Genomic DNA, 22266 nt, shown 5'->3' on the forward strand with positions numbered 1-22266 from the left:
CTGACATGGCCAAAGCCGTCGCGAAGTCCAAGAAAACTGCCGAGAAAACAGCAGCGAAATCAAAGCCCTCCGCCGCAGCCCGCAAGGCCGCACCAGCGCGCAAGGCGCTGAAGAAGAGCGCCCCGAAGGCGGCGCCGAAAGCCGTCCCCAAATCGGCTGCAAAGCCGGCCGCAAAGCCCGCCAGCAAGGCGCCGGCGAAGGCCGTTGCGAAGAAGGCGGCCCCGGCTGCGATCAAGGCCGGCAAGTGGGTCTATACGTTCGGCGACGGCAAGGCCGAGGGCCAGGCGACCTTGCGCAATCTGCTCGGCGGCAAGGGCGCCAACCTGGCGGAAATGGCCAATCTCGGCCTGCCGGTGCCTCCCGGCTTCACCATTCCGACCTCGGTCTGCACCTATTTCTACGAGCACGACAAGACGTATCCGAAGGAATTGAAAGCACAGGTTGAGAAGGCGCTCGACTATGTCGGCAAGCTGACCGGCAAGACGTTCGGCGACGCCAAGAACCCGCTGCTGGTCTCGGTCCGCTCGGGCGCGCGCGCCTCGATGCCGGGCATGATGGACACCGTGCTCAACCTCGGCCTCAACGACCGCACCGTCGAGGCGCTCGCCGAACTCTCCGGTGACCGCCGCTTCGCCTATGACAGCTATCGCCGCTTCATCACGATGTATTCGGACGTGGTGCTCGGCTTCGAGCATCATCACTTCGAGGACATCCTCGATACCTTCAAGGACGGCCAGGGCTATTCGCTCGACACCGACCTCACCGGCGACGACTGGGTCGAACTGGTCGGCAAGTACAAGGAGGCGGTCGCCAAGGAGACCGGCCACGACTTCCCGCAGGATCCGCACGACCAGCTGTGGGGCGCGATCGGCGCGGTGTTCTCATCCTGGATGAACGCCCGCGCGGTGACCTATCGCAAGCTGCATGACATTCCGGAATCCTGGGGCACCGCCGTCAACGTGCAGGCGATGGTGTTTGGCAACATGGGCGAGACCTCGGCCACCGGCGTCGCGTTCACCCGCAACCCCTCGACCGGCGAAAGCAAGCTCTACGGCGAGTTCCTGATCAACGCGCAGGGCGAGGACGTCGTTGCCGGCATCCGCACGCCGCAGGACATCACCGAGGAAGCGCGCCAGGAATCCGGCTCCGACAAGCTGTCGATGGAAGCCGCGATGCCGGTCGCGTTCAAGGAGCTGACGCGGATCTATACGCTGCTCGAGAAGCATTACCGCGACATGCAGGACATGGAGTTCACGGTCGAGCAGGGCAAGCTGTGGATGCTGCAGACCCGCGGCGGCAAGCGCACCGCGAAGGCGGCGCTGCGCATCGCGGTCGAGCTCGCCAATGAAGGCCTGATCTCGCGCAAGGACGCGGTGACGCGGATTGATCCGGCCTCGCTCGACCAGCTGCTGCACCCGACCATCGATCCGGCCGCCAAGCGCGACGTGATCGCGACCGGCCTGCCGGCCTCGCCCGGCGCTGCCTCCGGCGAGATCGTGTTCTCGTCGGACGAAGCGGCCAAGCTGCAGGCCGACGGACGCAAGGTGATTTTGGTCCGCATCGAGACCAGCCCGGAAGACATCCACGGCATGCACGCCGCGGAAGGCATCCTCACCACCCGCGGCGGCATGACCTCGCACGCGGCGGTGGTCGCGCGCGGCATGGGCAAGCCCTGCGTCTCCGGCTGCGGCACCATCCGCGTCGATTACGGCCGCGGCACCATGAGCGTGGGCTCGCGCACCTTCAAGACCGGCGACGTCATCACGATCGACGGCTCGGTCGGCCAGGTGCTGGCCGGCCGCATGCCGATGATCGAGCCGGAGCTGTCCGGCGAGTTCGGCACGCTGATGGGCTGGGCCGACGAGGTCCGCAAGCTCGGCGTTCGCGTCAACGGCGATACGCCCGATGACGCGCGCACCGCGGTGAAGTTCGGCGCCGAAGGCATCGGCCTCTGCCGCACCGAGCACATGTTCTTCGAAGAGACCCGCATCCGCACCGTGCGCGAGATGATCCTCTCCGAGGACGAGCAGTCGCGCCGCGCCGCGCTGTCGAAGCTGCTGCCGATGCAGCGCGCCGACTTCGTCGAGCTGTTCGAGATCATGCAGGGCCTGCCGGTCACGATCCGCCTGCTCGATCCGCCGCTGCACGAGTTCCTGCCGCACACCCAGGCCGAGATCGAGGAAGTGGCGCGCGCCATGAACACCGATCCGCGCAAGCTCGCCGACCGCGCCCGCGAACTCTCCGAGTTCAACCCGATGCTCGGTTTCCGCGGCTGCCGTCTTGCGATCGCCTATCCGGAGATCGCCGAGATGCAGGCGCGCGCGATCTTCGAGGCCGCCGTCGAGGCCGGCAAGCGCACCGGCAAGCCGGTCGGTCTCGAGGTGATGGTGCCACTGATCGCGACCAAGGCCGAGTTCGATCTGGTCAAGGCGCGGATCGATGCGACCGCCAATGCGGTGATGAAGGAAACCGGCGTCAAGCTGAGCTACCAGGTCGGCACCATGATCGAGCTGCCGCGCGCCTGCCTGATGGCGGGCGAGGTGGCCGAGACCGCGGAGTTCTTCTCCTTCGGCACCAACGACCTGACGCAGACCACCTACGGCATCAGTCGCGACGACGCCGCGAGCTTCCTCGGCACCTATGTCGCCAAGGGCATTCTCGAGATCGATCCGTTCATCTCGGTCGATCGCGACGGCGTCGGCGAACTCGTCAGGATCGGCGTCACCCGCGGCCGCAAGACGCGGCCGAGCCTCAAGGTCGGCATCTGCGGCGAGCACGGCGGCGATCCCGCGTCGGTCGCGTTCTGCCACGAGGTCGGGCTCGACTACGTCTCGTGCTCGCCCTATCGCGTGCCGATCGCGCGTCTCGCCGCAGCGCAGGCCGCGCTCGGCAAGGAGATCGCCAGCCAGGCGTGAGCGATTATGTAGTTCAAAGAAGTGCAATGGCCGGGACCAAGTCCCGGCCATTTTTGCTTCTTGCGTGCGCTGTCGTCGGCACGCAGCGACGGTGGCGCGTAACACCTTGTTCACCATCTTCGTTGACCTGTCGTTTACGACTTTCATGCGCCGCGCGTTTACCAAAGCGCGCAATGCAACATGCGAAAGATGCGCGATCGCTTGAGTGTAGCGCGCGAGCAACGCCGATTAACTCCGCGGCAACCTAAACGGTTTAGCAACGAGAAAGGTCGAATTGCGCGGATGTACCGCGTTCGATTGCACTCAGTAAGCGTTGCGTGAGCGTACGATGTTTGTGTCGCGTAACCAGCCGAAGGGCGCACGTCTTGCGCTCTTCGGTCTCGGTCTTGGCATCTTCGCACTGATGCCGACCGAGATCGGATATCAGGATATTGCCTCGCTCCTGGCCCGGCAGCCCGGCGTCGCCGAGCGCTGGCAGAAGCGCGTCTTCGCCTCCGCCGTCGGCTCCATCCAGGTCGCGACCTACAGCTTCGGCCGTCCGATCGGCACGTCCGCGCCGCAAGCCCCGCAAATCCTGCTCGCCAGACTGGACAGTTCGAACCTCGACATTACCGGAACGGTGACGCGCAATCCGATCGCAGCCCCGCCGCCGCGCTACCAGGCATCCGATTTTCCCAAGGTCGATCGCACCCTCAAGGGCGATCGCCTCGTCGTCCGGCGGCCCGATCAGGTCGAACCGGCGGAGCCTGCAAATACGGCGCCGGCGAACGAAGATCCCGCGACATCGAATTCGTCGGTCAAGGGCATGAAGACCGCGACCGCGCCCGCCGACAGCGCGCCGCTCGATCCTGAATTGCAGGAGGCGCTGCGCGCGCCGCCCTTGCCGCAATATGCTAAGCCGTCGCCGCAGCAGGACGACGTGTCGCTCTCGCTCGAGGCCAATCCGCTCGACGATCTGAAGCCCGCGCCCGCGAAGCCCGCGGCTGCGCCCGCCGACGCGGCGCGCGAGCGCGACCCGTTCGCATTCCAGACCGCCAGCCTGTTCTTCGGCTCGTCGCTCGGCACGCCGGAGACTCTCGAGCGCTGGCAGCCAGGCGAGGCGCCGGTTGTCGTGACGCCGGCAGCAACGTCCGATCCCGACATGAAGGTGATGGCATCGTTGCCGGTCGATGCCGATGGTCCGGTCAAGGCCGGCGAGATGGGCGAGAGCATCGCGCCGAAGGGCGAGGTCAATGCCGACGACCAGCACACCAAGACGCCGGCGGAGCGGCTCGGCCTGTTCGACGAGAAGTCGCGCGCCAAGTCGGAGAAGTGCCTCGCCGAGGCGGTCTATTTCGAAGCCCGCGGCGAAGCGGTGCGTGGCCAGATCGCGGTCGCCCAGGTGGTGCTGAACCGCGCCTTCTCCGGCAAATATCCGGAGACGGTGTGCGGCGTGGTCTACCAGAACAAGAACCGCCACTACGCCTGTCAGTTCACTTTCGCCTGCGACAACATCCCCGACGTCGTCCGCGAGCCCGACATGTGGGATCGCGCCAGGAAGATCGCGAAGGCGATGCTCGACGGCGAATTGTGGCTGCCGGAAGTCAACCGCTCGACCCACTACCACGCCTACTGGGTGCGGCCGTCCTGGGTCAGCGAGATGAAGAAGATGTACAAGTTCGGCGTCCATACCTTCTATCGCCCGCGCGCCTGGGGCGACGGCAGCGACGCGCCGAGCTGGGGCAACCCGGCCGAGACCGCCAAGATCTCGGCGCAACTCGCCGAGGCCGCCCAGAGCTCGGCCGAGCAGGCCAGCGCCCGGCGATAGGGCTGTCAACCTAACCTCCCCTTGAAAAGGGGAGGTCGCTTTGCTCGTCAGAGCAAAGCGGGTGGGGATCTGGTCCCTCCACGAGCGGCGATGCTCGTGGCTGACCCCCATCCCGACCTTCCCCCTTTCAGGGGGAAGGAGGAGGCAACGTTTCCCGCCATTCGGCCTGAGCCGTCGCGATATTCGGGGCGGACGCGTCGCAACCTCACGACGTCGTTCCGGGATGGTCCGCAGGACGTGCCCCGGAATGACGGTCATCATCCTCTCCGATTCTGCAGAGCAGCCCTGCAGGCGAATATTTTTCTCCGGCCCCTCTTGGGGTTTTCATGCACCTGCATTAACTCCCCGTAACGTTCGGCGGGGCGGCTCCCCGCGCAGCAGTTGCGGGGGAAGACAAGATGGCCGCTACCACCGGGGATCTTCGACCGACGTCGGGCACGTGGCGCACGCCGCTTGTCATCATCGTCTGCGGCTGCGCGATTGCGCTGCTGAGCTTCGGCCCGCGCTCCAGCCTCGGCTTCTTCGTGCAGCCGATGAGCCATGAATTCACCTGGGGCCGCGACGTGTTCGGCCTCGCGCTGGCGCTGCAGAACCTGCTGTGGGGGCTCGGCCAGCCGATCGCCGGTGCGATTGCCGACCGCTTCGGCCTGCTGCGCGTCATGGTCGTCGGCGCACTGCTTTACGCCGCGGGTCTGTTGCTGATGCGCTATTCGACGACGCCGCTGTCGCTCGATATCGGCGCCGGCGTCCTGATCGGTTTCGGCCTGTCGGGCTCCTCGTTCAACCTGGTGCTGTCGGCATTCAGCAAGCTGTTGCCGCCCGCGCAGCGCGGCATCGCGCTCGGCGCCGGCACCGCCGCGGGCTCGTTCGGCCAATTCCTGTTCGCGCCGTTCGGCGTCGCGATGATCGACAATTTCGGCTGGCAGACCGCGCTCCTCGTGTTTGGCGCGCTGATGCTGCTGATCCTGCCGCTGTCGCTGGCGCTCTCGACGCCGCCGGCGGAGACGAATGACGACGCGCCGGCCGATCAGCAGTCGTTCAAGACCGCGCTGGCGGAGGCGTTCGGCCATCGCTCCTACGTGCTGCTGGTGCTCGGCTTCTTCACCTGCGGCTTCCAACTCGCCTTCATCACCGTGCATCTGCCGGCCTATCTCGCCGACCGCGGCATTCCGGCATCGACCGGCGGCTGGGTGATCGCGGCGATCGGCCTGTTCAACATCGTGGGCTCGCTCAGCGTCGGCTGGCTGCAGAACGTTTTCCCGAAGCGCTACATTCTGTCGGTGATCTACTTCACCCGCGCGCTGTCGATCATCGCCTTCATCTCGTTCCCGATCACGACCTTCTCGGCGATTGCGTTCGGCGCGATCTCCGGCCTGACCTGGCTCTCCACGGTGCCGCCGACCTCGGCGCTGGTGGCGCTGATGTTCGGCACGCGCTGGTTTGCGACGCTGTACGGCTTCGCCTTCGTCAGCCATCAGGTTGGCGGCTTCCTCGGAGTCTGGCTCGGCGGCATCGTATTCGAGCAGTATGGCTCCTACACCCCGATCTGGTGGCTGTCGGTGCTGTTTGGCGTGCTGTCGGCGCTGATCAACCTGCCGATCGTCGAAAAGCCCGTCGTCCGCCCGGTTGCGCAGCCTGCCTGATGGGGTAAACCATTCCCCGAAACCAAGATTACGGGGAGTGCACATCGTGGCAACGTTCAAGGCAATCAGGATCGACAAGGCGGACAAGGGTACCACCGCCGCGCTCACCCAATTCGACGAAGCCGAACTGATGGACGGCGACGTCACCGTCCGCGTCGAGTGGTCGACGCTGAACTACAAGGACGGCCTCGCACTGACCGGCAAGGCGCCGGTGGTGCGCCGGTTCCCGATGATCGCCGGCATCGATTTCGCCGGCACGGTCGAGCAATCCAGCCATCCGGACTGGAAGGCGGGCGACAAGGTCGTCTGCAACGGCTGGGGCATGGGCGAGACCCATCTCGGCGCCTACGCCGAAAAGGCCCGCGTCAAGGGCGACTGGCTGGTGCGGCTGCCCGACGGCATCTCGGCCCGCGATGCGATGGCGGTCGGTACCGCCGGCTATACCGCGATGCTCTCGGTGCTGGCGCTGGAGAAGCACGGTCTGACCCCGAAGAGCGGCCCGGTGGTGGTCACGGGTGCCGCAGGCGGCGTCGGCTCGGTGGCGATCGCCGTGCTGTCGAAGCTCGGCTACCACGTCATCGCGTCGACCGGGCGGATGTCGGAGACCGATTATCTCAAGGGTCTCGGCGCCACCGAGGTGATCGACCGCGCCGAACTGTCAGGTGCGCCCAAGGCCCTGGCGAAGGAGCGCTGGGCCGGCGGCGTCGACAGCGTCGGGTCGACCACGCTCGCCAACCTGCTGTCGATGACCAAGTACGGCGGAGCCATCGCGGCCTGCGGTCTGGCGGCCGGTATGGATCTGCCGTCGTCGGTCGCGCCCTTCATTTTGCGGGGTGTGTGCCTTCTCGGTATCGATTCAGTGATGTGTCCGATCGAGCTGCGGAGGACTGCCTGGCGCCGTCTTGCCAGCGACCTGGATAAGGCGAAACTGGCTGATATCACTCACGAAATCGCCCTGGACGAAGTCATGGGCTTTGGCGCGAAAATCCTCGGTGGCCAGGTCCGCGGCCGCATCGTGGTCAAAATAGTCTGAGGACGTTCAGACTTTACCAACCAAGCTGCTCCAATGTTGCCACTGTTGGTATGGTAAGCAGCGGGTAAAGAGACTTGCGGCATGATCCCGGGGGGCCGGGTTTCCTCGCGCAGACGCCGAAAAGCGTTGGTGCGGGGGTCATGCGCAACAAGGAGCGAGTGCCCGCGCTCGTCAGTGGAGTAGCTCATGCTTGCGCGTTTGGTGTTGGGGGCCGTCACGGCCGGAGCGATGGTCGTGCCGGCATTCGCGGGCCAGATGAACGCCGATGAGGCCCGCAGGTTCGTCGCCGGCAAGGTGTTCGCGTTCACCTGTTTCGATGGCACCCGCGGTGCCGGCCGCATCCTCGACGATCTGGGCGCGGCAGGCTCGGTCCAGTTCTCCGGCTCGGGGCCGATCCGTCACCTGCGCCTGCCCGGCAACACGCTGCAGATCCGCGGTCAGAGCGTTTGCGCGTCGCTGAAGGGCATTCCGTTCGAACCGTGCTTCAATCTCGACAAGCAGGACGACCGCTCGTTCCGCGGCTCGGTCTCCGGTATGGGCTTTGCTTATTGCGATTTCCATCACCAGGGCGGCCAGCAGATGCTGATGGCGCGCGCGGCGGCGCGGCCGCGCTCGCTGCATCCGCGCACCCGATCCGCGGATGCCTCGCAGACCGAAGTGTCGCGCGTTGAGACGCCGCAGGTCGGAAGCGCGAAGCTCGAGCCGGTCAAGGCCGAGCCCGCCAAGGTCGAGAGCGCGCCGGAATTGCGCCGCTCCACCGACTAACCTTTCATCTGCGCGCTAGCGGGAATAGCGCCGCCAAGCCGTAGTCATACGGATGGCGGTCGCCACGCCTTGCTCGCTACTCAATACCTGGCGTTCGCCGCGAGGCGGGACATTGGGGACTCTGATTTTGAGTAGTCATATGGCGCAATATTTTTTTCGAATCAGTGACGGCGATTACGCTGGTGCATCCGACCACGCGACGGAGTTTGAAAGCCGCGACGTGGCCTGGGCCGAGATGACCAAGGTCTGCGGAAATTTTCTCGGCAGCATTTCGCGCAATCTGAAGCAGAACAGCGAATGGCACATGGAGCTGCTCGACGAGGGCAGAAAACCCGTGTTCAGGATTCGACTGGTCGCCGAGTCCGTCGACTGAAGGCTGTCTTTCGGGACGGCAGGTCCTAACCCTCAGCCTCCGCGAGCGGCGGAGCGGTTCGCCTGCGAAACAGGATCCGCTGATACAACCAGCCGATCGCGACCAGCACGATGCCAAGGCACATGAACGACAGCGCGCGGTAGACACCCGTGAGCGTCGACATGTCGATCAGGAACGCCTTCAGGATCGTCAGCCCGATCACCGCAGCAGACGCGAGGCGCGCCCGCTGCGAGTTGACCATGACGCCGATGCCGAGCAGCGCGACGCCGAACATCAGCCAGGCGATCGAATAGGTGTATTGCTCCGCGCCCGTGGTCTCGCCGCGCGTCAGCACCGGTCCATGGTAGAGCCTGCGGATTTCGAACGTGACGTAAGCGAGCGCAAGCACCAGCGCGCCGGCGGCGATCGTGTTGGCATAGCCGGCAGGACGGTGGCGCGCCACCGCATAGGACAGCAGCAGCGCCAGCACCGCCGGCAGCGCGTAACCGAGCAGCAGCAGGTTGATGAAGCTGCCGCCGACGTCCTGCCACCACAGCATCGGGTTCTCCAGCGCCAGCAGCCCGAACAGGCTGGCAAGCCCGGCGAACGCGGTCAGCAGGATCGCGCCGACATTGTGCACGATGCTGCCGCTACGCAGGCGCAGCCGCTCCAGTCCGATCGCCATCGCAAGCGTCACGCCGATCTGCAGTGCGACCTCGGTCAGCCCGGCGCTGGCGTAATAGACATCGCCGCTGTTGACCGCGTGGCGGATCTCCATGAAGGCGAGCAGCACCGTGAACAGGATCGCGGCGGCCTCGACGATGCGCAGCGGGACGTCGTCGCCGCTGCGGCGCAGGAAATGGCTTGCCGCCCAGAATGACAGCGCCGGCACGCCATAGCCCCACAGCAGCCAGTTGAAGATCGGCGTGGTGCCGACAGCGTCGCCCGCGATCCGCGGCTCATAGCCGATGCGCAGCATCACGATGCCGGCCAGGATCGCGGCAAGCCAGCGCAGGAACGGAATCGGCCGCCGCACCGACAGCCACGCCGTGCCCATCGACACCAGCGCGAGCGCGATGGTGAGCCAGCCCTTGTCGAGTGCGAAGGTCAGCGCCAGCGCCAGCGAGGCGAGGGCTCCGGTGGCGGACAACGCAATCGACGGCGACAGCTCCGGCCGCTCGCCGCGCCGGGTCAGCGCCTCGGTCGCGGCTGCGTAGGCCGCCGCCAGCAGCACGGCGAGGATCGCGAACGGGATCGAACGGTCGAGATGCGCGATGCGTGCATAGAGCGCGACCAGCAGCGCGACCGGCGTGAACACCGCCGCCGCGGCCCAGGTCACCGTGACCTTCGTCGTGGCAAAACGGAATTGCGCGAGGAAGCCGGCGATGCCGAAGGCGGCTGCGAACAGCGCCGCGGTGACGAGATGCAGCGAGACCGAGCCATCAGTCGCGGACGGACCGATGCCGGGGATCGCGCCGCCCGGCAGCACCAGCATGTCGACGTTGCGGCGGACGGCCCATTCGCCGAACACAATGAACACGAAGATCGACGCGGCGCCGATCGCTGCTGCTGCGGCGGGCGCGCGCCAGGCAACAAAAAGGCTGCCCGCCGTCAGCAGCGCAAAGCCGATCATCGCGGTGTCGGCATGGGCGCTGTTGAGCACGATCAGCATCGCGCCAAGCAGATAGGCGGCGAGCGAGCTAGATGAAATCGGCTCGATCTCCTCACCATCGCCGTCGGGGCCGAACATGAAGCCGCAGACCACGAGCAGCGCCGCCAGCACGAAGCCTGCGATCACGTGGAAGACGTGCGGCACGATCATCTCGGGCCCGCACGCCAGGCATGGGAAGGTCCACAGCAGCGCGAAGGCGATCGTCGTGACCGCGAGCCAGCGCCACAGCCGGATGCGGGCAAGTGCGAAGGCTGCCGCCGTGACGATGGCGAGGTAAATGTAGAGCGACCAGAAGTCGGGTTTGTCTGACGACACCAGCAGCGGCGTGACGAAGGCGCCGACGATGCCGAGCCCGGCCAGCGCAGGTCCGTGCAGCAGCGCGGCGGCCAGCGTGCCGAGCGCGACCATGCCGAGCAGGATGAAAGCGGTTGCGGGCGCGAGGAAGTCGTACAGCGCGTAGGCGGCGTAGACGGTGGCGAATGCCACGGCGGTGCCGGCCGCGGTGAGGATCGCCGGGATGTTGGCGATCGGCAGCGCCGCGATATTGGAGATGCCTTCCTGGCGCCTGGTCCATTCACCGGCGCCGAGCAGCGCCAGCGCAAACAATCCGCCGATCATCGTGCGAACGCCGGGGCCGAGCAACCCCGCCTCGATCGAATAGCGCACCATGAAGAAGCCGCCGAGCGCGAGCGTCAGGCCGCCGATCCAAACCACCCAGCGCGTGCCGAGCGTCTCCTCGAAGCCAGGCGCCGGCTGCGGCGGCGCCGGCGGTTCCGGCAGGGGCGGCGGTGCGGCGCCTACAGCGTCCGCGGCTGGCTCGCTCTGCGCGGCTGGCTCGCCGGGAGCGGCCTCCGGGAGCGGTGGCGGCGTGATGGAAGGCGCCGTCGGCAGCGTCTGCTCGAACGCCTGCATAGGGGCCAGCGGCGGCGGCACGGCCGTCCGCGCGGCGGCGCCGCCCGCGGCCTCGATCGCATCCAGCCGTCGCTGCAGCAGGTCGATCCGGCCCAGCGCCTTGCGCGCGAAAATGATCGCGACGATGGCGAGGACGAGCGTCAGGAAGTCGAACGGCGAATCGAACATCGGGCCTCCGGCAGGACGCGCCGGACTTGGCCAGCCGGCGGCCCGTCGCAACCTAGTAGTGCAGTAAGGAGGACCGGAAGTTCAAGCGATCGGCCGTCACCGGCCGCGCTTAGTCCAGATCGATGTGGAAAGGCCGCCCTTCGACGCTCATGCTGCCGGGACCCATCGCGTCGAGTGCGCGCAGCATCCGGCCCTCGCGCCCCAGCGCCTTGTCGGCGAGGCTGACGATCAGCCGGTTGGGGGCCGCGATCGGCGAGGCCTCGCGGATCATCCGGGCGATGGACATTTCGTCGCGGTGCGGGTTGAGCGCGCAGACCGTGGCAAATGCGCTCGCGGTCGAGCGGCTGATGCCGGCGTAGCAATGCACCACCATCGGTGCTTGGCGATCCCAGCCGCGCACGAAGCTCAGCACCTTCTCGATATGCGTCTCGTTGGGCGCAACGAACCCGTCCATCTGTTCGATGATGTCGTCCATCGACACTTTCAGGTGGTTGGCCGGCAGCACGGAGGGCGGCCGCTGAACCTGGTCGACATTGGCCATCACGGTCAGCACATGGCTGGCGCCGGTGGCGCGAACCGTGTCGGAGAGTGCGGCAAGCGAGCAGACGTGAAGCATGATGGTCCTTCTATCGGGTACGCCGGATTATAACGGCTGCTCCCGAACGGGCAAAGGTGGGGGTGCTATGCCGATTCTGCGTTTTGCGGCGCAACCGGCGGCACGTGTGCCGCTCCTATGACGCGTGCAATGCCTTGAAGCGCTCGAGAAACTGCTTTTCGGCCCGCGCTGCGGTCCACGGCGTCAGATAGTCGCGTTCGGTCGCTTCGGGCAGTTCCGGATCGCGGCCGAACAGCCGCTTGGCCTCGGCTTGCGAAAATCCCGCCAGATGCGTCGCCTCCAGATACGCGGCGCCGCGATCGGCGGCCTTGATCTGCTGGGTGATCTCGTCCGCCAGCACCGCGGGCAGGCCGAAGCGGACATGGATCGCCGACAACAGCCGCTTCTCCACCGTCTTGTATTCGCCTGACAGCACCGCCTTGAACGGCGAGATCATGTCGCCGATGACATATTCGGGTGCGTCATGCAGCAGTGCGGCGAGACGATGGCTGATATCGACGCGTGGCATCTGCTGGCGCATCACCGCCTCGACCAGCAACGTATGCTGCGCCACCGAGAAGATGTGCGCGCCGCTGGTCTGGCCGTTCCAGCGCGCGACCCGCGCCAGCCCGTGCGCGATGTCGACGATCTCGATATCGAGCGGTGACGGATCGAGCAGGTCCAGCCGGCGTCCGGACAACATCCGCTGCCAGGCGCGGGTTGCCTCCGTCGATTTGCGCGCCGTCATTTTTTCTTGAGCCGCGGCGTGCGGAGCTTGCCGCTGCAGGCTTCGTGGCAGAAGCAGGTGACGAGGTGGTCGTTGACCATGCCGGTCGCCTGCATGAAGGCGTAGACGATGGTGGGGCCGACGAATTTGAAGCCGCGCGCGCCGAGCTCCTTGGAGACCTTGATCGAGACCGGCGTCGAGGCCGGCACACTCGCGGTGGTCTTGAATTGATTGACCTTCGGCTTGCCGTCGACGAAGTCCCAGAGGAATTTCGAGAAGCCCGGGCCTTTCTCCATGATCTCCAGATAACCCTTCGCACTCGCCACCGCGCCTTCGATCTTGGCGCGGTTGCGGACGATGCCGGCGTCATTCATCAGCGCGTGCACCTTCTTGTCGTTGTAGCGCGCGATCTTCTCGGGCTGGAAATCGTCGAAGGCTTTGCGGAAATTCTCGCGCTTGCGCAGGATCGTGATCCAGGACAGGCCGGCCTGGAAGCCGTCGAGGATCAGCTTTTCATAGAGTGCGCGGTCATCATATTCCGGCACGCCCCATTCATTGTCGTGATAGGCGACGTAGAACGCATCCTCGCCCGGCCAGGGGCAGCGTGTCTTGCCGTCGGGGTGCAGTTGCGCGGTACGGCTCATGCGACGGTCTGCTTGGGTGTGATGCGGACGGCGTCAGGTTCGGCGAGGTGAAGCGACAGCCCGCCCGCGGTCAGCGCGAGGCCAGCGTCGAGCGCGTCGGCGACGCGGTCGATGCGCACCAGCGCGAGACCCTTCTCGCCGGCGGTCGAGCCGATGGTGCCGACCTGCTTGTCGCCGGCCAGGATCGTTGCGCCAGCCTCTGGCGCGGGGCCATCGAGAATGATCTTCACCGTGCGAGTGCGCGCCGTGCCGCGGTGCTGCATGCGCGACACCACCTCCTGGCCGACATAGCAGCCCTTGTCGAAATCGACGCCGCTCAGGCGATCCATATTGGTCTCGTGCGGGAAGGCGTCGCCATACATGAAGTCGAGCCCGCCGCGCGGCACGCCGGTGGCGATCCGATGGGCCTCATAGGCGCCAGGGTCGACGAGATCGGCGCCGATCAGCTCAGCGAGCTTCTGCTTCAAATCTTCCGGGATCAGGATGCGCCAGCCGAGCGTGGGGGTGCGCGGATCGGCGAACGCGAGATCCGGTGTCGCCACCGGCTCGCCATCCCAGGCTGCCAGCACACCGAGGCTGTCGGAAAGGTTCTCGACCACGACCTTGGCGCGCAGCTTGTAGAAGCCGAGCTTGTCGGCGAGGCCCTTGGCGAGCGCGCGCGGCGCGTCGATCAGGAAGCCGCCACCATGGCCGGCAGGTATCTCGGTGATCAGGAAATCGACGATGATCTTGCCCTGCGGCGTCAGCAGCGCGCCAAACCGGGCCTGTCCCGCGCGCAACTCGGCGATGTCGGCGGTGATGAGGCCGTTGAGGAAGTTGCGGGCGTCCTCGCCGGAGACCTTGACTACGCCCCGATCTGGAAGAAACGCTGCTTTCATTCGCAAAATTGGCTCTTTTTCCAAGTTCCTTGGGAAACGCGCAGGCCGCGATATCCCCTGCCAAGCTAAGGCGCTAGAGTGCGCCGAACAAGGCCCGGGCGACAGCCGAAAGCGGGCGTCGAGGACCGATGAATCAGCATTTTGACACCATTCTAAAATCCGGCACCGTGGTCAATCAGGACGGCGAGGGCGTGCGCGATATCGGTATCGCGGGCGGCCGCATCGCCGCGATCGGCTCGCTCGGTCAGGCTTCGGCCGGCGAGGTGATCGACTGCAAGGGCCTGCACATCCTGCCCGGCGTGATGGACACCCAGGTGCATTTCCGCGAGCCCGGGTTGACCCAGAAGGAAGACCTCGAGACCGGCTCGCGCAGCGCCGTGATGGGCGGGGTCACCGCCGTGTTCGAGATGCCGAACACCAATCCGCTGACGGTCACCGAAGAGGCGTTCACCGACAAGATCAAGCGCGGCCGCCATCGCATGCATTGCGATTTCGCGTTCTTCATCGGCGGCACCCGCGAGAACGTGCAGGACCTGCCGGAGCTCGAGCGCGCGCCGGGCTGCGCCGGCGTCAAGGTGTTCATCGGCTCCTCCACCGGCGCTCTGCTGGTCGAGGACGACGAAAGCTTGCGCCGGATCTTCCAGGTGATCCGGCGCCGCGCCGCGTTCCATGCCGAGGACGAATATCGCCTCAACGAGCGCAAGCCGCGGCGGATCGAGGGCGATTCGCGCTCGCATCCGGTGTGGCGTGACGAGACCGCGGCGCTGATGGCGACCGAGCGCCTGGTCAATCTGGCGCGTGAGACCGGCAAGCGCATCCACGTGCTGCACATCTCGACCAAGGAAGAGATTCTGTACCTGCGCGACCACAAGGATGTCGCGTCCTGCGAGGCGACGCCGCACCATCTCACCATGGCCGCGCCGGAGTGCTACGAGCGGCTCGGCACGCTGGCCCAGATGAACCCGCCGGTGCGCTCGGCCGATCATCGCGCCGGCATCTGGTACGGCATCGAGCAGGGCATCATCGACGTGCTCGGCTCGGACCACGCGCCGCATACGCTGGAGGAGAAGGCCAAGAGCTATCCGGCCTCGCCGTCGGGCATGACCGGCGTGCAGACGCTGGTGCCGCTGATGCTCGATCACGTCAATGCCGGGCGGCTGTCGCTACAGCGCTTCGTCGATCTCACCAGCGCGGGGCCCGCGCGCCTGTTCAACATCGCCTGCAAGGGTCGCATCGCGGCGGGTTACGATGCCGACTTCACCATCGTCGATCTGAAGCGCAGCGAGACCATCACCAACAAATGGATCGCCTCGCGCGCCGCCTGGACGCCCTATGACGGCGTGCGGGTGCAGGGCTGGCCGGTCGGCACCTTCGTGCGCGGCAGGCGGGTGATGTGGCAGGGCGAAGTCACGACACCGTCCACCGGTGAACCGGTCCGGTTCCTCGAGACGCTGAAGCAGTAGGTTCGCGTTTGACGCGTTTTCTTGACGCGAACCGGCGGCCCACTTCGCTCGAAAACGCTATCGTTTTACTGCTTGGCCAATGCCAGCGAGAACTCGCCGTTGCGCACGCGCGCGGCGAGGCCCTCGGCGAATGTCGCCACCGCGTCCTCGCCATAGGTGCCGACGAGCTCGGCCAGCGCCGCGAACAGGCTCGCCTGCGCGAGGCAGTCGCCATCGACGCCGTCGTGACGTGCTTCAGCCCAGGCCTCGTTCAGGTAGCCCAGCGCGGCCTGCTTCTGCTCGTGGTCGGGTCGCGGGTCTTGGTGATGGGGGAAGGACGCTGGATGGCGCATGAAACTCTGCAAAATTGACTGCGCGCGGTCCGAGGAGCGAACCACTGCGACGTGCGAGATGTATCACGCATGCGGGTACCGCCTAGCCCACATCTTTCGAAAAGGTTAACGGCCAACCCGGCATTTAAAGGGGAATTCCGGATAGCCGGGCCGCGATCAGCCGAATGAGCTGTGGATATGGTCCAGCACCGCGCGCGGCGTGGCGCACAGATGGCTGGCGCCGGCCTCAGTCAGCTCCTCCGGCGTGCCGTAGCCATAGGTGACGCCGACCGCCCGGATGCCGTTTCGATTCGCCCCGATCACGTCGTGGCTGCGATCGCCGATCATCAGGGATTCGGCCGGATCGGCCCCGGTCTGCGCCAGCGCATAGGCGAGCAGGTCGACCTTGTTGACCCGGGTTCCGTCGAACTCCGAGCCGAACACGTGGTCGAAATAGCCGCCGAGGCCGAAATGCGCGATGATCCGCGTCGCGAACACATGCGGCTTCGAGGTCGCCACGAACATCTGGCCCGGCCGCTGGCGCAGCGCCGCCAGAACCTCCGCGATATCGGGATAGACCGCGTTCTCGAACAGCCCGACATCGCCGAATCTTTCGCGGTACAGCGCGACCGCGCGGTCGGCGAGCTCCTCGCCGCCGAGCAGCATCGCAAAGCTCGCCCGCAAGGGCGGCCCGATGCACCAGGTCAGGTCATCCTGCGAGGGAACCGGACGGCCGAGCTTTTCCAGCGCGTACTGGATCGAGCCGGTGATGCCGGGCTTCGGGTCGGTCAGGGTGCCGTCGAGGTCGAAGAAGATGGCCCGTTCAGTTGGCATAGCGGGCCGTCAGGTCGCGGGAGATTTTCGAGCCCTCCTCGATGTAGCGGCGGATCGCCACGGTGGCCGCGGGCGTGCAGGTCCGGTAGGTCTGCTGGAAGCCGTTGTAGCCGCGGTTGAAGCCCGCGATCATGCGGGCGCGGCGGTCGCCGGAGGGGGTCTCGGCATCGATCAGCGCCTGCATCTCGTTGCGCCATTTGGCGCCCTCGTTGGAGCCGCAGATGCCGCGCAGATAGTGCAGGGCGCCGAGGATCTCGGCCAGCCGCTGCAAATCGCCGTCGAACGGCGCAGCCGCGTCCTGCGCCCGGGCGGGCGTCAAAAGGCATGCCGACATCAGGATCACAACGGCGAGAAAGGCTCTGATCATCAGGGGTTCCGGAATGGCGGTGGTATGCCCCCTCAATGCGCCCGAGGCAAGGCGGCAGGATCCGCCAAAGCCGCCAAAACGGCCTCAAACCAGCCGCCGGGCGGCCGCAATGACCTCATGCAGGCCGCCGGTGACCTTGAGGTCGCCGATCTCCTCCGGCGCCAGCCATTTGAAATCGTCGTGCTCGTCGTTCAGGTGAGGCTCGCGGGATGCCCAGCGCGCGGCGAAGGTCATGATCAGATAGTGCCCGCCTCCGGGGCCGGCCGGCAGCACCTCGCGCCAGCCGGCGAGGCCGAGGATCTCGACCTTCAGGCCGGTCTCCTCGTCGATCTCCCGGTGCAGGGCGGTGTGCAGCGTCTCGCCGAACTCGACCCGGCCGCCGGGCAGCGAATAGAAGCCCTTGCCCGGCGAGCGGGCGCGGCGCACCAGCAGCACCTTGCCGTCACGGAAAATCACGCCGGACACGGCGAGCTGCGGGCGGATCGGAGGTTCGGGAGAGGTCAAGGTGATTGGCAGCCGGTTGTGAAGGCCATCATGCCCGATATCTCAGGCGCCCGCCATGATGCTGTCGACATCGGCCTCTGCGGCGCCGTTGATGATACCGGCGGTCAGCATCACCAGCGGCTTGACCCAGACGATCGCCTGCTCGGCGAGCGCGACCCGACTCTTGTCCTGCTGCAATTGCCGCATCGCCACCCCGACCTCGGTCAGGATCTTCGTCATGCTGTCGGTGAGCTGGTCGAATTCGGCCCGGATTGCGGTATCCGCGGTCTCATAGGCCTCGATCGCGAGATCGCGTGCCCGGAAATTGGACGCGGTGAAATGCTCGGCATAGGACAGCGGCTGCCATTCGAGGAAATCGCTGGCGCATTCCGGCAGGTCCGGAACCATCTCCAGCAGCATGATGGCTTCGTTGAAGTGATTGAGGTAGTCGGTGGCAAGCCCGGTGCGGGGATTGATGTTGGCGGCGCGCAACAGCGCCGCCCGCGCCTCGTCGGGATACGTCGGTCGCGGGGAAGAGCCCGCTATGGCGGCCGTTGAGGTCATTGATCGCAGTCTTTAACGGTCCAAGTTAAGGCAGAATAAACGGATACCACTCTGGACGGCAAATGTGCGGACGCTTTGTCATTACCTCGCCGCCGGCGGCCTTGCGCGAAATGTTCGGCTATATCGAGCAGCCGAATTTTCCGCCGCGGTATAATGTTGCGCCGACCCAGCCGATCCCGGTGGTGCTGCTGCAGAATGGCGGCCGGCATTTTCAATTGATGCGCTGGGGCCTGATCCCGTCCTGGGTCAAGGACCCCAGGACCTTCTCGCTCCTGATCAACGCGCGCTCCGAGACGGTGCGCGAGAAGCCCGCATTCAAGAACGCGATCAAGCGGCGCCGCGCGCTGATCCCGGCCGACGGCTACTACGAATGGCAGGACGCCGGCGGCCGCAAGCGGCCGTTCTTCATCCATCGCCGCGACGGCCATCCGCTCGCCTTCGCCGCGCTCGCCGAGACCTGGATGGGACCGAACGGCGAGGAGCAGGACACGGTTGCGATCGTCACCGCGCCCGCGAGCCCCGACCTCGCGCAGCTGCATCACCGCGTGCCGGTCACGATCAGGCCCGAGCAATTCGCGCGCTGGCTCGACTGCCTGCCGAACGATGTCGACGACGTGATGCCGATGCTGAAGGGCCCCGAGGTCGGCGAGTTCGCCTGGCACCAGGTGACGATGCGCGTCAACGCCGTCGCCAACGACGATGCGCAATTGCTGCTGCCGATGACCGCGGAGGAGATCGCCGCGGAGGACGCGCCGCAGCAGAAGAAGGCCGCGCCAAGAAAGCCGACTATGCGCGAGGACGACGGGCAGGGATCGTTGTTTTGAGGGCTCACTGAACCGGCGTGATGCAGCGCGGATTTGCGTCAGCTCTCTCCCCATCGTCGTCCTGGCGAAGGCCAGGACCCATAACCACCGAATTTGCTTGTGAACGGGAACGCGGCCCCAGCGTCGCGCGACAATTGAGATTTGGGGTAATGGGTCCTGGCCTTCGCCAGGACGACGATGAAGATGGACCTCGATTCAACCGGTGCGCAATTGCGCACCTGAGGGCTCGCGCCAAGTGGCACGCTCCGGCATGACAGAGCCAGAGATCACCCCTTCACCGACGCCACGCCCTCGATCTCGATCAGCATCTTCGGATTGGGCAGCGCCATCACCACGCAGGTGGTGCGCGCGGGGTAGGGCGCGGGGCCGAACGCGCCGGCATACAGCGCGTTCATCGTCGCGACGTCGCTGGCGCGCGTCAGCAGCACGTTGACCTTGACGAGATCGCGCATCGTCGCGCCCGCTTCATTCAGCACGCGCTTGAAATTGGTCACGACATTGGCGAATTGCGCCTCGAAGCCGTCGGGCAGCTCGCGATTGGCGTCAAAGCCGGGAATGCCGGAGATGAACAACAAATCGCCGACGCGGGCGCCGAACGAGAGTGGCGGCGCCTGGATGCCGGGCGGAGGAGGGAAGTGCTTGATTGCGGTCTTTTCAGTCATTGGGTCACCCGTCTGCGCGAGATGGAAGGGGAGAAGTTTCGATGGCGCGCGGCGCCGCTGCACGCCGGCGCCAAAGGTTCCTGCCGAAGAGATTCTGGCCGATCATGCCTGCGAGCATCGCGACGACGTAGACCACGATCGGCAGCGAGAGGCCGGCGAGATTGACCAGTGCCGGCCCGGGGCAGATGCCGACGAGGCCCCAGCCGATGCCGAACAGCACCGCGCCGGCAACCAGCGGCGCATCGATGTCGTTGCGGTCGGGCCAGAGGAAGCGCGCCGAGAAGGCGGGTGTCGTGCGCCGCCGCGCGATCGCAAAGCCGGTTGCTGCGACCGCAACCGCGCCCGCCATCACGAAGGCGAGCGTCGCGTCCCACGCGCCGAACAGATCGAGGAAGCCGAGCACCTTCTGCGGATCGGTCATGCCGGAGATCAGAAGCCCCGCGCCGAAGATCAGGCCGCAAATAAAGCTTACGAGAGGTGCCATCGCTAGCCTCCGATCCCGTGCCTGACGAATGCGACCGTTGCGATCGCCGTCAGCATGAAGATGCATGTTGCCACGATCGAGCGGCCGGACAGCCGCGCAAAGCCGCAGACGCCGTGGCCCGAGGTGCAGCCATTGCCCATCCTTGTCCCGAACCCGACCAGCAGTCCCGCGATCGCGACCACCACAAGGCTCGCGTTGATCGCCGGCCGCGGCAGCGGCGCGCCGAACAGCGCCGCAATCAGGGGCGCTCCGATCAGTCCCGCGATGAACGCAATGCGCCAGGCGCGGTCGGCGGTATCGGCCTGCAGCGCGCCGCCGACGATGCCGGTGACCCCGGCGATTCGCCCGGTCAGCAGCATCAAGAGCGCGGCGGCAAGCCCGATCAGCGCGCCGCCGGCAAGGCCGGAAAGTGGGGTGAAATCGTGCATCGATGCAGATCCCTGTTGCGCAAACTCCTCAGCGAACCGGCAAAGCGGTGGGCGCGCATGCGCCAGTGGTCGCGCGGCTGCGGAGGCGATGATAGACTCCGCGCCATCAGGAACAAGCGCAATCCCGCATGTTTCGCGGCATTTCAGTGGTGCCGCCGGTCGGTTGGGTTGCCGCGATTCGCTCTCACTTCGTCCGGAGAACTCCCATGAGATTGCCATCCGTCGCCCGCGCCGCGCTGCTCGCGCTGGCGATGCTCACCGGAACGTCCGCCGCCCTGGCTGACGAGGGCGCGGTGACGCTCGTGATCTTCAAGGGCGGCTGGGTGTTCGGCGGCTCCGCCGGCAAGGGCGTCATGACCTTCCACGGCCAGACCTACGGGCTCACGGCCGGCGGGCTGGACTATGGCCTCGTGTTCGGCGGCTCGCAGACCACGTTGCAGGGCCGGGTGCGCAATATCCGCCGTCCGCAGGACATCAACGGCGTCTATGCCGCGGCGGGCATGGGCGTTGCGCTCGGCGCCGGCGTGCGCGGCATCCTCTTGACCAACCCGAACGGCGCGGTGCTCGAGCTGAGCGGCAAGCAGGTCGGCCTGATGGCCAATGTCGACCTCAGCGGGCTTGCGATCACGTTGAAGGAGTAGGGGGCGCGGGCTTCGTCCGCGGGCTCTACCCATCCGATTCCGTGATCCACTCGGCGAGCTCGCGCCACGGCTTTAAGGTCCAATGCCCCGAGGCCGCGCCTGATGGCGACGGCAGCACGAACACTTCGGGAAAGCCGTTCATTGATGGCTGCCGGCCGGGCACGAGCGCGGTGGTCGGCCTGCTGTAAAACAGGCTCGCCGCCTTCCTGCTGGTGAAGGCGACAGTCTTCGGCCGGTAGGTCGCGATCTTCGCCCTGAAGCCGACGACGTCGAACGACTGCCTGCTGATTTCGTGATCCATCCCGGCGCCGGTCTTGGAGAGATCGGTGAAGCCGATGCCGAGCGCGAGCAGCGCGGCGAATTCGTCCGGCCGATAGCGTCGCGGCGTGATGCCGGCCTCATGCAGCGCGCGCCAGAACCGGTTGCCAGGATGCGCATAGTAGTGCCCGACGGCGGCTGACCGCGTGCTCGCCGCGGTGCCGACGAACACCAGGCGCAGATTGGCGCGGAGCTGGTCGGGGAGGCGGTGGCGGTTGTGATCGGGCATCTCGGAAGGGCCAATAGAGCATTGATGAGACAGAGTTGAGTAGCAGCCGCGAACGAGCTGCGCTCCCTCTCCGCGGGGAGGGCTGGGGTGGCGGCTCTCTCCGCAAGACCCATTCAACCAAACTTCGTCACGGGCTAGCGTACCGGCTCCTTGATCTTTTCTTCCGTCGTGACCGCTTGCGACGGTCCGGTCGCGCGCACCATCAGGAACGTGCCCGAGAACGCCGTGCCGCGGATGCTCCAGCGGCCGTCGATCTCGGTCGCGTCGGCATTGACCGCGCCTTCATAGTGCACGGTGTCATAGCCGTAGCCCGGCGGCTCGTAGCGTTTGACGAACGTAACAGCGCTGCCGGAGCGATGGCCCGCGAGCGAGGCGTTGTGCGTGCTGATCGGACAGCCCGGCGTCACGCAAGGTTCGGTCACGCTGCCGCCGAGCGCGCCGCCGGCGTCGATCAGCGTCGCCAGGAACGTGACCATGCCGCTCGGCTGAACATAGCTGCCGTCCCAGACGCCGGTGAGATTGTCGGTCATGTCGCTTGCCCGGACTG

24 protein-coding genes are annotated in these 22266 nt (G+C 66.3%); 9 read left to right on the forward strand and 15 right to left on the reverse strand.

The window, feature by feature from the left end:
• The first annotated feature begins 5 nt into the window (after positions 1-5).
• The 6 genes from ppdK to JEY66_RS13565 all read left to right on the forward strand — a co-directional run bounded on the left by ppdK (position 6) and on the right by JEY66_RS13565 (position 8536).
• Positions 6-2915 carry a pyruvate, phosphate dikinase gene (ppdK, locus tag JEY66_RS13540; protein ID WP_018273053.1) on the forward strand — a complete coding sequence of 970 codons (2910 nt, stop codon included), beginning with the start codon at positions 6-8 and terminating at the stop codon, positions 2913-2915.
• A gap of 328 nt (positions 2916-3243) precedes the next feature.
• A complete protein-coding gene (locus JEY66_RS13545; RefSeq protein WP_018273052.1) occupies positions 3244-4722 on the forward strand; it encodes a cell wall hydrolase in 1479 nt (492 codons plus the stop codon).
• A gap of 398 nt (positions 4723-5120) precedes the next feature.
• A complete protein-coding gene (locus JEY66_RS13550; protein WP_016844378.1) occupies positions 5121-6365 on the forward strand; it encodes an MFS transporter in 1245 nt (414 codons plus the stop codon).
• A gap of 46 nt (positions 6366-6411) precedes the next feature.
• The gene (gene acuI, locus JEY66_RS13555) at positions 6412-7398 is read left to right on the forward strand and encodes an acrylyl-CoA reductase (NADPH) (RefSeq protein ID WP_026193152.1); all 987 of its coding nucleotides are present in this window, start codon (positions 6412-6414) and stop codon (positions 7396-7398) included.
• A gap of 186 nt (positions 7399-7584) precedes the next feature.
• Positions 7585-8163 (forward strand): hypothetical protein, encoded by a 579-nt coding sequence (locus JEY66_RS13560; RefSeq protein ID WP_026193151.1) that lies wholly within the window; start codon positions 7585-7587, stop codon positions 8161-8163.
• Positions 8164-8302: 139 nt separating this feature from the next.
• Positions 8303-8536: a DUF6894 family protein gene (locus JEY66_RS13565; protein ID WP_016844381.1), complete on the forward strand. Its 234-nt coding sequence runs from the start codon at positions 8303-8305 to the stop codon at positions 8534-8536.
• 25 nt (positions 8537-8561) lie between these two features.
• On the opposite strand, the gene JEY66_RS13570 is transcribed toward JEY66_RS13565, so the two are convergent.
• From JEY66_RS13570 to ygfZ, 5 genes are all read right to left on the reverse strand, one after another.
• The gene (locus JEY66_RS13570) at positions 8562-11267 is read right to left on the reverse strand and encodes a DUF2339 domain-containing protein (RefSeq protein WP_018273051.1); all 2706 of its coding nucleotides are present in this window, start codon (positions 11265-11267) and stop codon (positions 8562-8564) included.
• 109 nt (positions 11268-11376) lie between these two features.
• Positions 11377-11883: a tyrosine phosphatase family protein gene (locus JEY66_RS13575; protein ID WP_018273050.1), complete on the reverse strand. Its 507-nt coding sequence runs from the start codon at positions 11881-11883 to the stop codon at positions 11377-11379.
• Positions 11884-11998: 115 nt separating this feature from the next.
• Positions 11999-12610 carry a YfbR-like 5'-deoxynucleotidase gene (locus JEY66_RS13580; RefSeq protein WP_016844262.1) on the reverse strand — a complete coding sequence of 204 codons (612 nt, stop codon included), beginning with the start codon at positions 12608-12610 and terminating at the stop codon, positions 11999-12001.
• Complete coding sequence (locus JEY66_RS13585; protein WP_016844261.1) at positions 12607-13233, reverse strand: DNA-3-methyladenine glycosylase I; 627 nt, start codon at positions 13231-13233, stop codon at positions 12607-12609. The genes JEY66_RS13580 and JEY66_RS13585 overlap by 4 nt, the downstream gene beginning before the upstream one ends.
• A complete protein-coding gene (gene ygfZ, locus JEY66_RS13590; RefSeq protein WP_016844260.1) occupies positions 13230-14111 on the reverse strand; it encodes a CAF17-like 4Fe-4S cluster assembly/insertion protein YgfZ in 882 nt (293 codons plus the stop codon). Before ygfZ ends, JEY66_RS13585 begins: the two co-directional genes overlap by 4 nt.
• Positions 14112-14239: 128 nt before the next feature.
• Between ygfZ and JEY66_RS13595 the strand changes: the two genes are divergently transcribed.
• Positions 14240-15574 carry a dihydroorotase gene (locus JEY66_RS13595; protein WP_018273049.1) on the forward strand — a complete coding sequence of 445 codons (1335 nt, stop codon included), beginning with the start codon at positions 14240-14242 and terminating at the stop codon, positions 15572-15574.
• A 65-nt stretch (positions 15575-15639) separates the two neighbouring features.
• Here the strand turns inward: JEY66_RS13595 and JEY66_RS13600 are convergent, their stop codons facing one another.
• From JEY66_RS13600 to JEY66_RS13620, 5 genes are all read right to left on the reverse strand, one after another.
• Positions 15640-15906, reverse strand: a complete 267-nt coding sequence (locus JEY66_RS13600; RefSeq protein WP_016848207.1) for a hypothetical protein — start codon at positions 15904-15906, stop codon at positions 15640-15642.
• Positions 15907-16062: 156 nt separating this feature from the next.
• Entirely contained in the window at positions 16063-16719 is a 657-nt protein-coding gene (locus JEY66_RS13605) for an HAD family hydrolase (protein ID WP_016848208.1), read from the reverse strand.
• Positions 16709-17086 carry a TIGR02301 family protein gene (locus tag JEY66_RS13610; protein ID WP_016848210.1) on the reverse strand — a complete coding sequence of 126 codons (378 nt, stop codon included), beginning with the start codon at positions 17084-17086 and terminating at the stop codon, positions 16709-16711. The genes JEY66_RS13605 and JEY66_RS13610 overlap by 11 nt, the downstream gene beginning before the upstream one ends.
• An 84-nt stretch (positions 17087-17170) precedes the next feature.
• Positions 17171-17590: an NUDIX hydrolase gene (locus JEY66_RS13615; RefSeq protein ID WP_016848211.1), complete on the reverse strand. Its 420-nt coding sequence runs from the start codon at positions 17588-17590 to the stop codon at positions 17171-17173.
• Positions 17591-17632: 42 nt separating this feature from the next.
• Positions 17633-18133 carry a hypothetical protein gene (locus JEY66_RS13620; RefSeq protein ID WP_016848212.1) on the reverse strand — a complete coding sequence of 167 codons (501 nt, stop codon included), beginning with the start codon at positions 18131-18133 and terminating at the stop codon, positions 17633-17635.
• 62 nt (positions 18134-18195) lie between these two features.
• Here JEY66_RS13620 and JEY66_RS13625 point away from each other — a divergent pair, with 62 nt between their 5' ends.
• Positions 18196-18957 carry an SOS response-associated peptidase gene (locus JEY66_RS13625; RefSeq protein ID WP_016848213.1) on the forward strand — a complete coding sequence of 254 codons (762 nt, stop codon included), beginning with the start codon at positions 18196-18198 and terminating at the stop codon, positions 18955-18957.
• Between the two features lie 266 nt (positions 18958-19223).
• On the opposite strand, the gene JEY66_RS13630 is transcribed toward JEY66_RS13625, so the two are convergent.
• Genes JEY66_RS13630 through JEY66_RS13640 form a run of 3 tightly spaced genes read right to left on the reverse strand, consistent with a single transcriptional unit; the run spans position 19224 to position 20531 of the window.
• Positions 19224-19619, reverse strand: coding sequence for a RidA family protein (locus tag JEY66_RS13630; RefSeq protein WP_016848215.1), 396 nt, complete (start codon positions 19617-19619; stop codon positions 19224-19226).
• A 4-nt stretch (positions 19620-19623) separates the two neighbouring features.
• Positions 19624-20103, reverse strand: coding sequence for a DUF6691 family protein (locus JEY66_RS13635; protein ID WP_016848216.1), 480 nt, complete (start codon positions 20101-20103; stop codon positions 19624-19626).
• A gap of 2 nt (positions 20104-20105) precedes the next feature.
• Positions 20106-20531: a YeeE/YedE family protein gene (locus JEY66_RS13640; protein ID WP_018273048.1), complete on the reverse strand. Its 426-nt coding sequence runs from the start codon at positions 20529-20531 to the stop codon at positions 20106-20108.
• A 206-nt stretch (positions 20532-20737) separates the two neighbouring features.
• On the opposite strand from JEY66_RS13640, the gene JEY66_RS13645 reads away from it, so the two are divergent.
• Positions 20738-21172: a lipid-binding SYLF domain-containing protein gene (locus tag JEY66_RS13645; protein WP_016840903.1), complete on the forward strand. Its 435-nt coding sequence runs from the start codon at positions 20738-20740 to the stop codon at positions 21170-21172.
• Positions 21173-21197: 25 nt separating this feature from the next.
• Here the strand turns inward: JEY66_RS13645 and JEY66_RS13650 are convergent, their stop codons facing one another.
• The gene (locus JEY66_RS13650; RefSeq protein WP_016840904.1) at positions 21198-21719 is read right to left on the reverse strand and encodes a mismatch-specific DNA-glycosylase; all 522 of its coding nucleotides are present in this window, start codon (positions 21717-21719) and stop codon (positions 21198-21200) included.
• Between the two features lie 134 nt (positions 21720-21853).
• On the reverse strand, positions 21854-22249 hold the full coding sequence (locus JEY66_RS13655) for a hypothetical protein (RefSeq protein ID WP_016840905.1): 396 nt from the start codon (positions 22247-22249) through the stop codon (positions 21854-21856).
• Positions 22250-22266: the final 17 nt, after the last annotated feature.

This window comes from Bradyrhizobium elkanii USDA 76 (assembly GCF_023278185.1).
Classification (GTDB): Bacteria; Pseudomonadota; Alphaproteobacteria; order Rhizobiales; family Xanthobacteraceae; genus Bradyrhizobium; species Bradyrhizobium elkanii.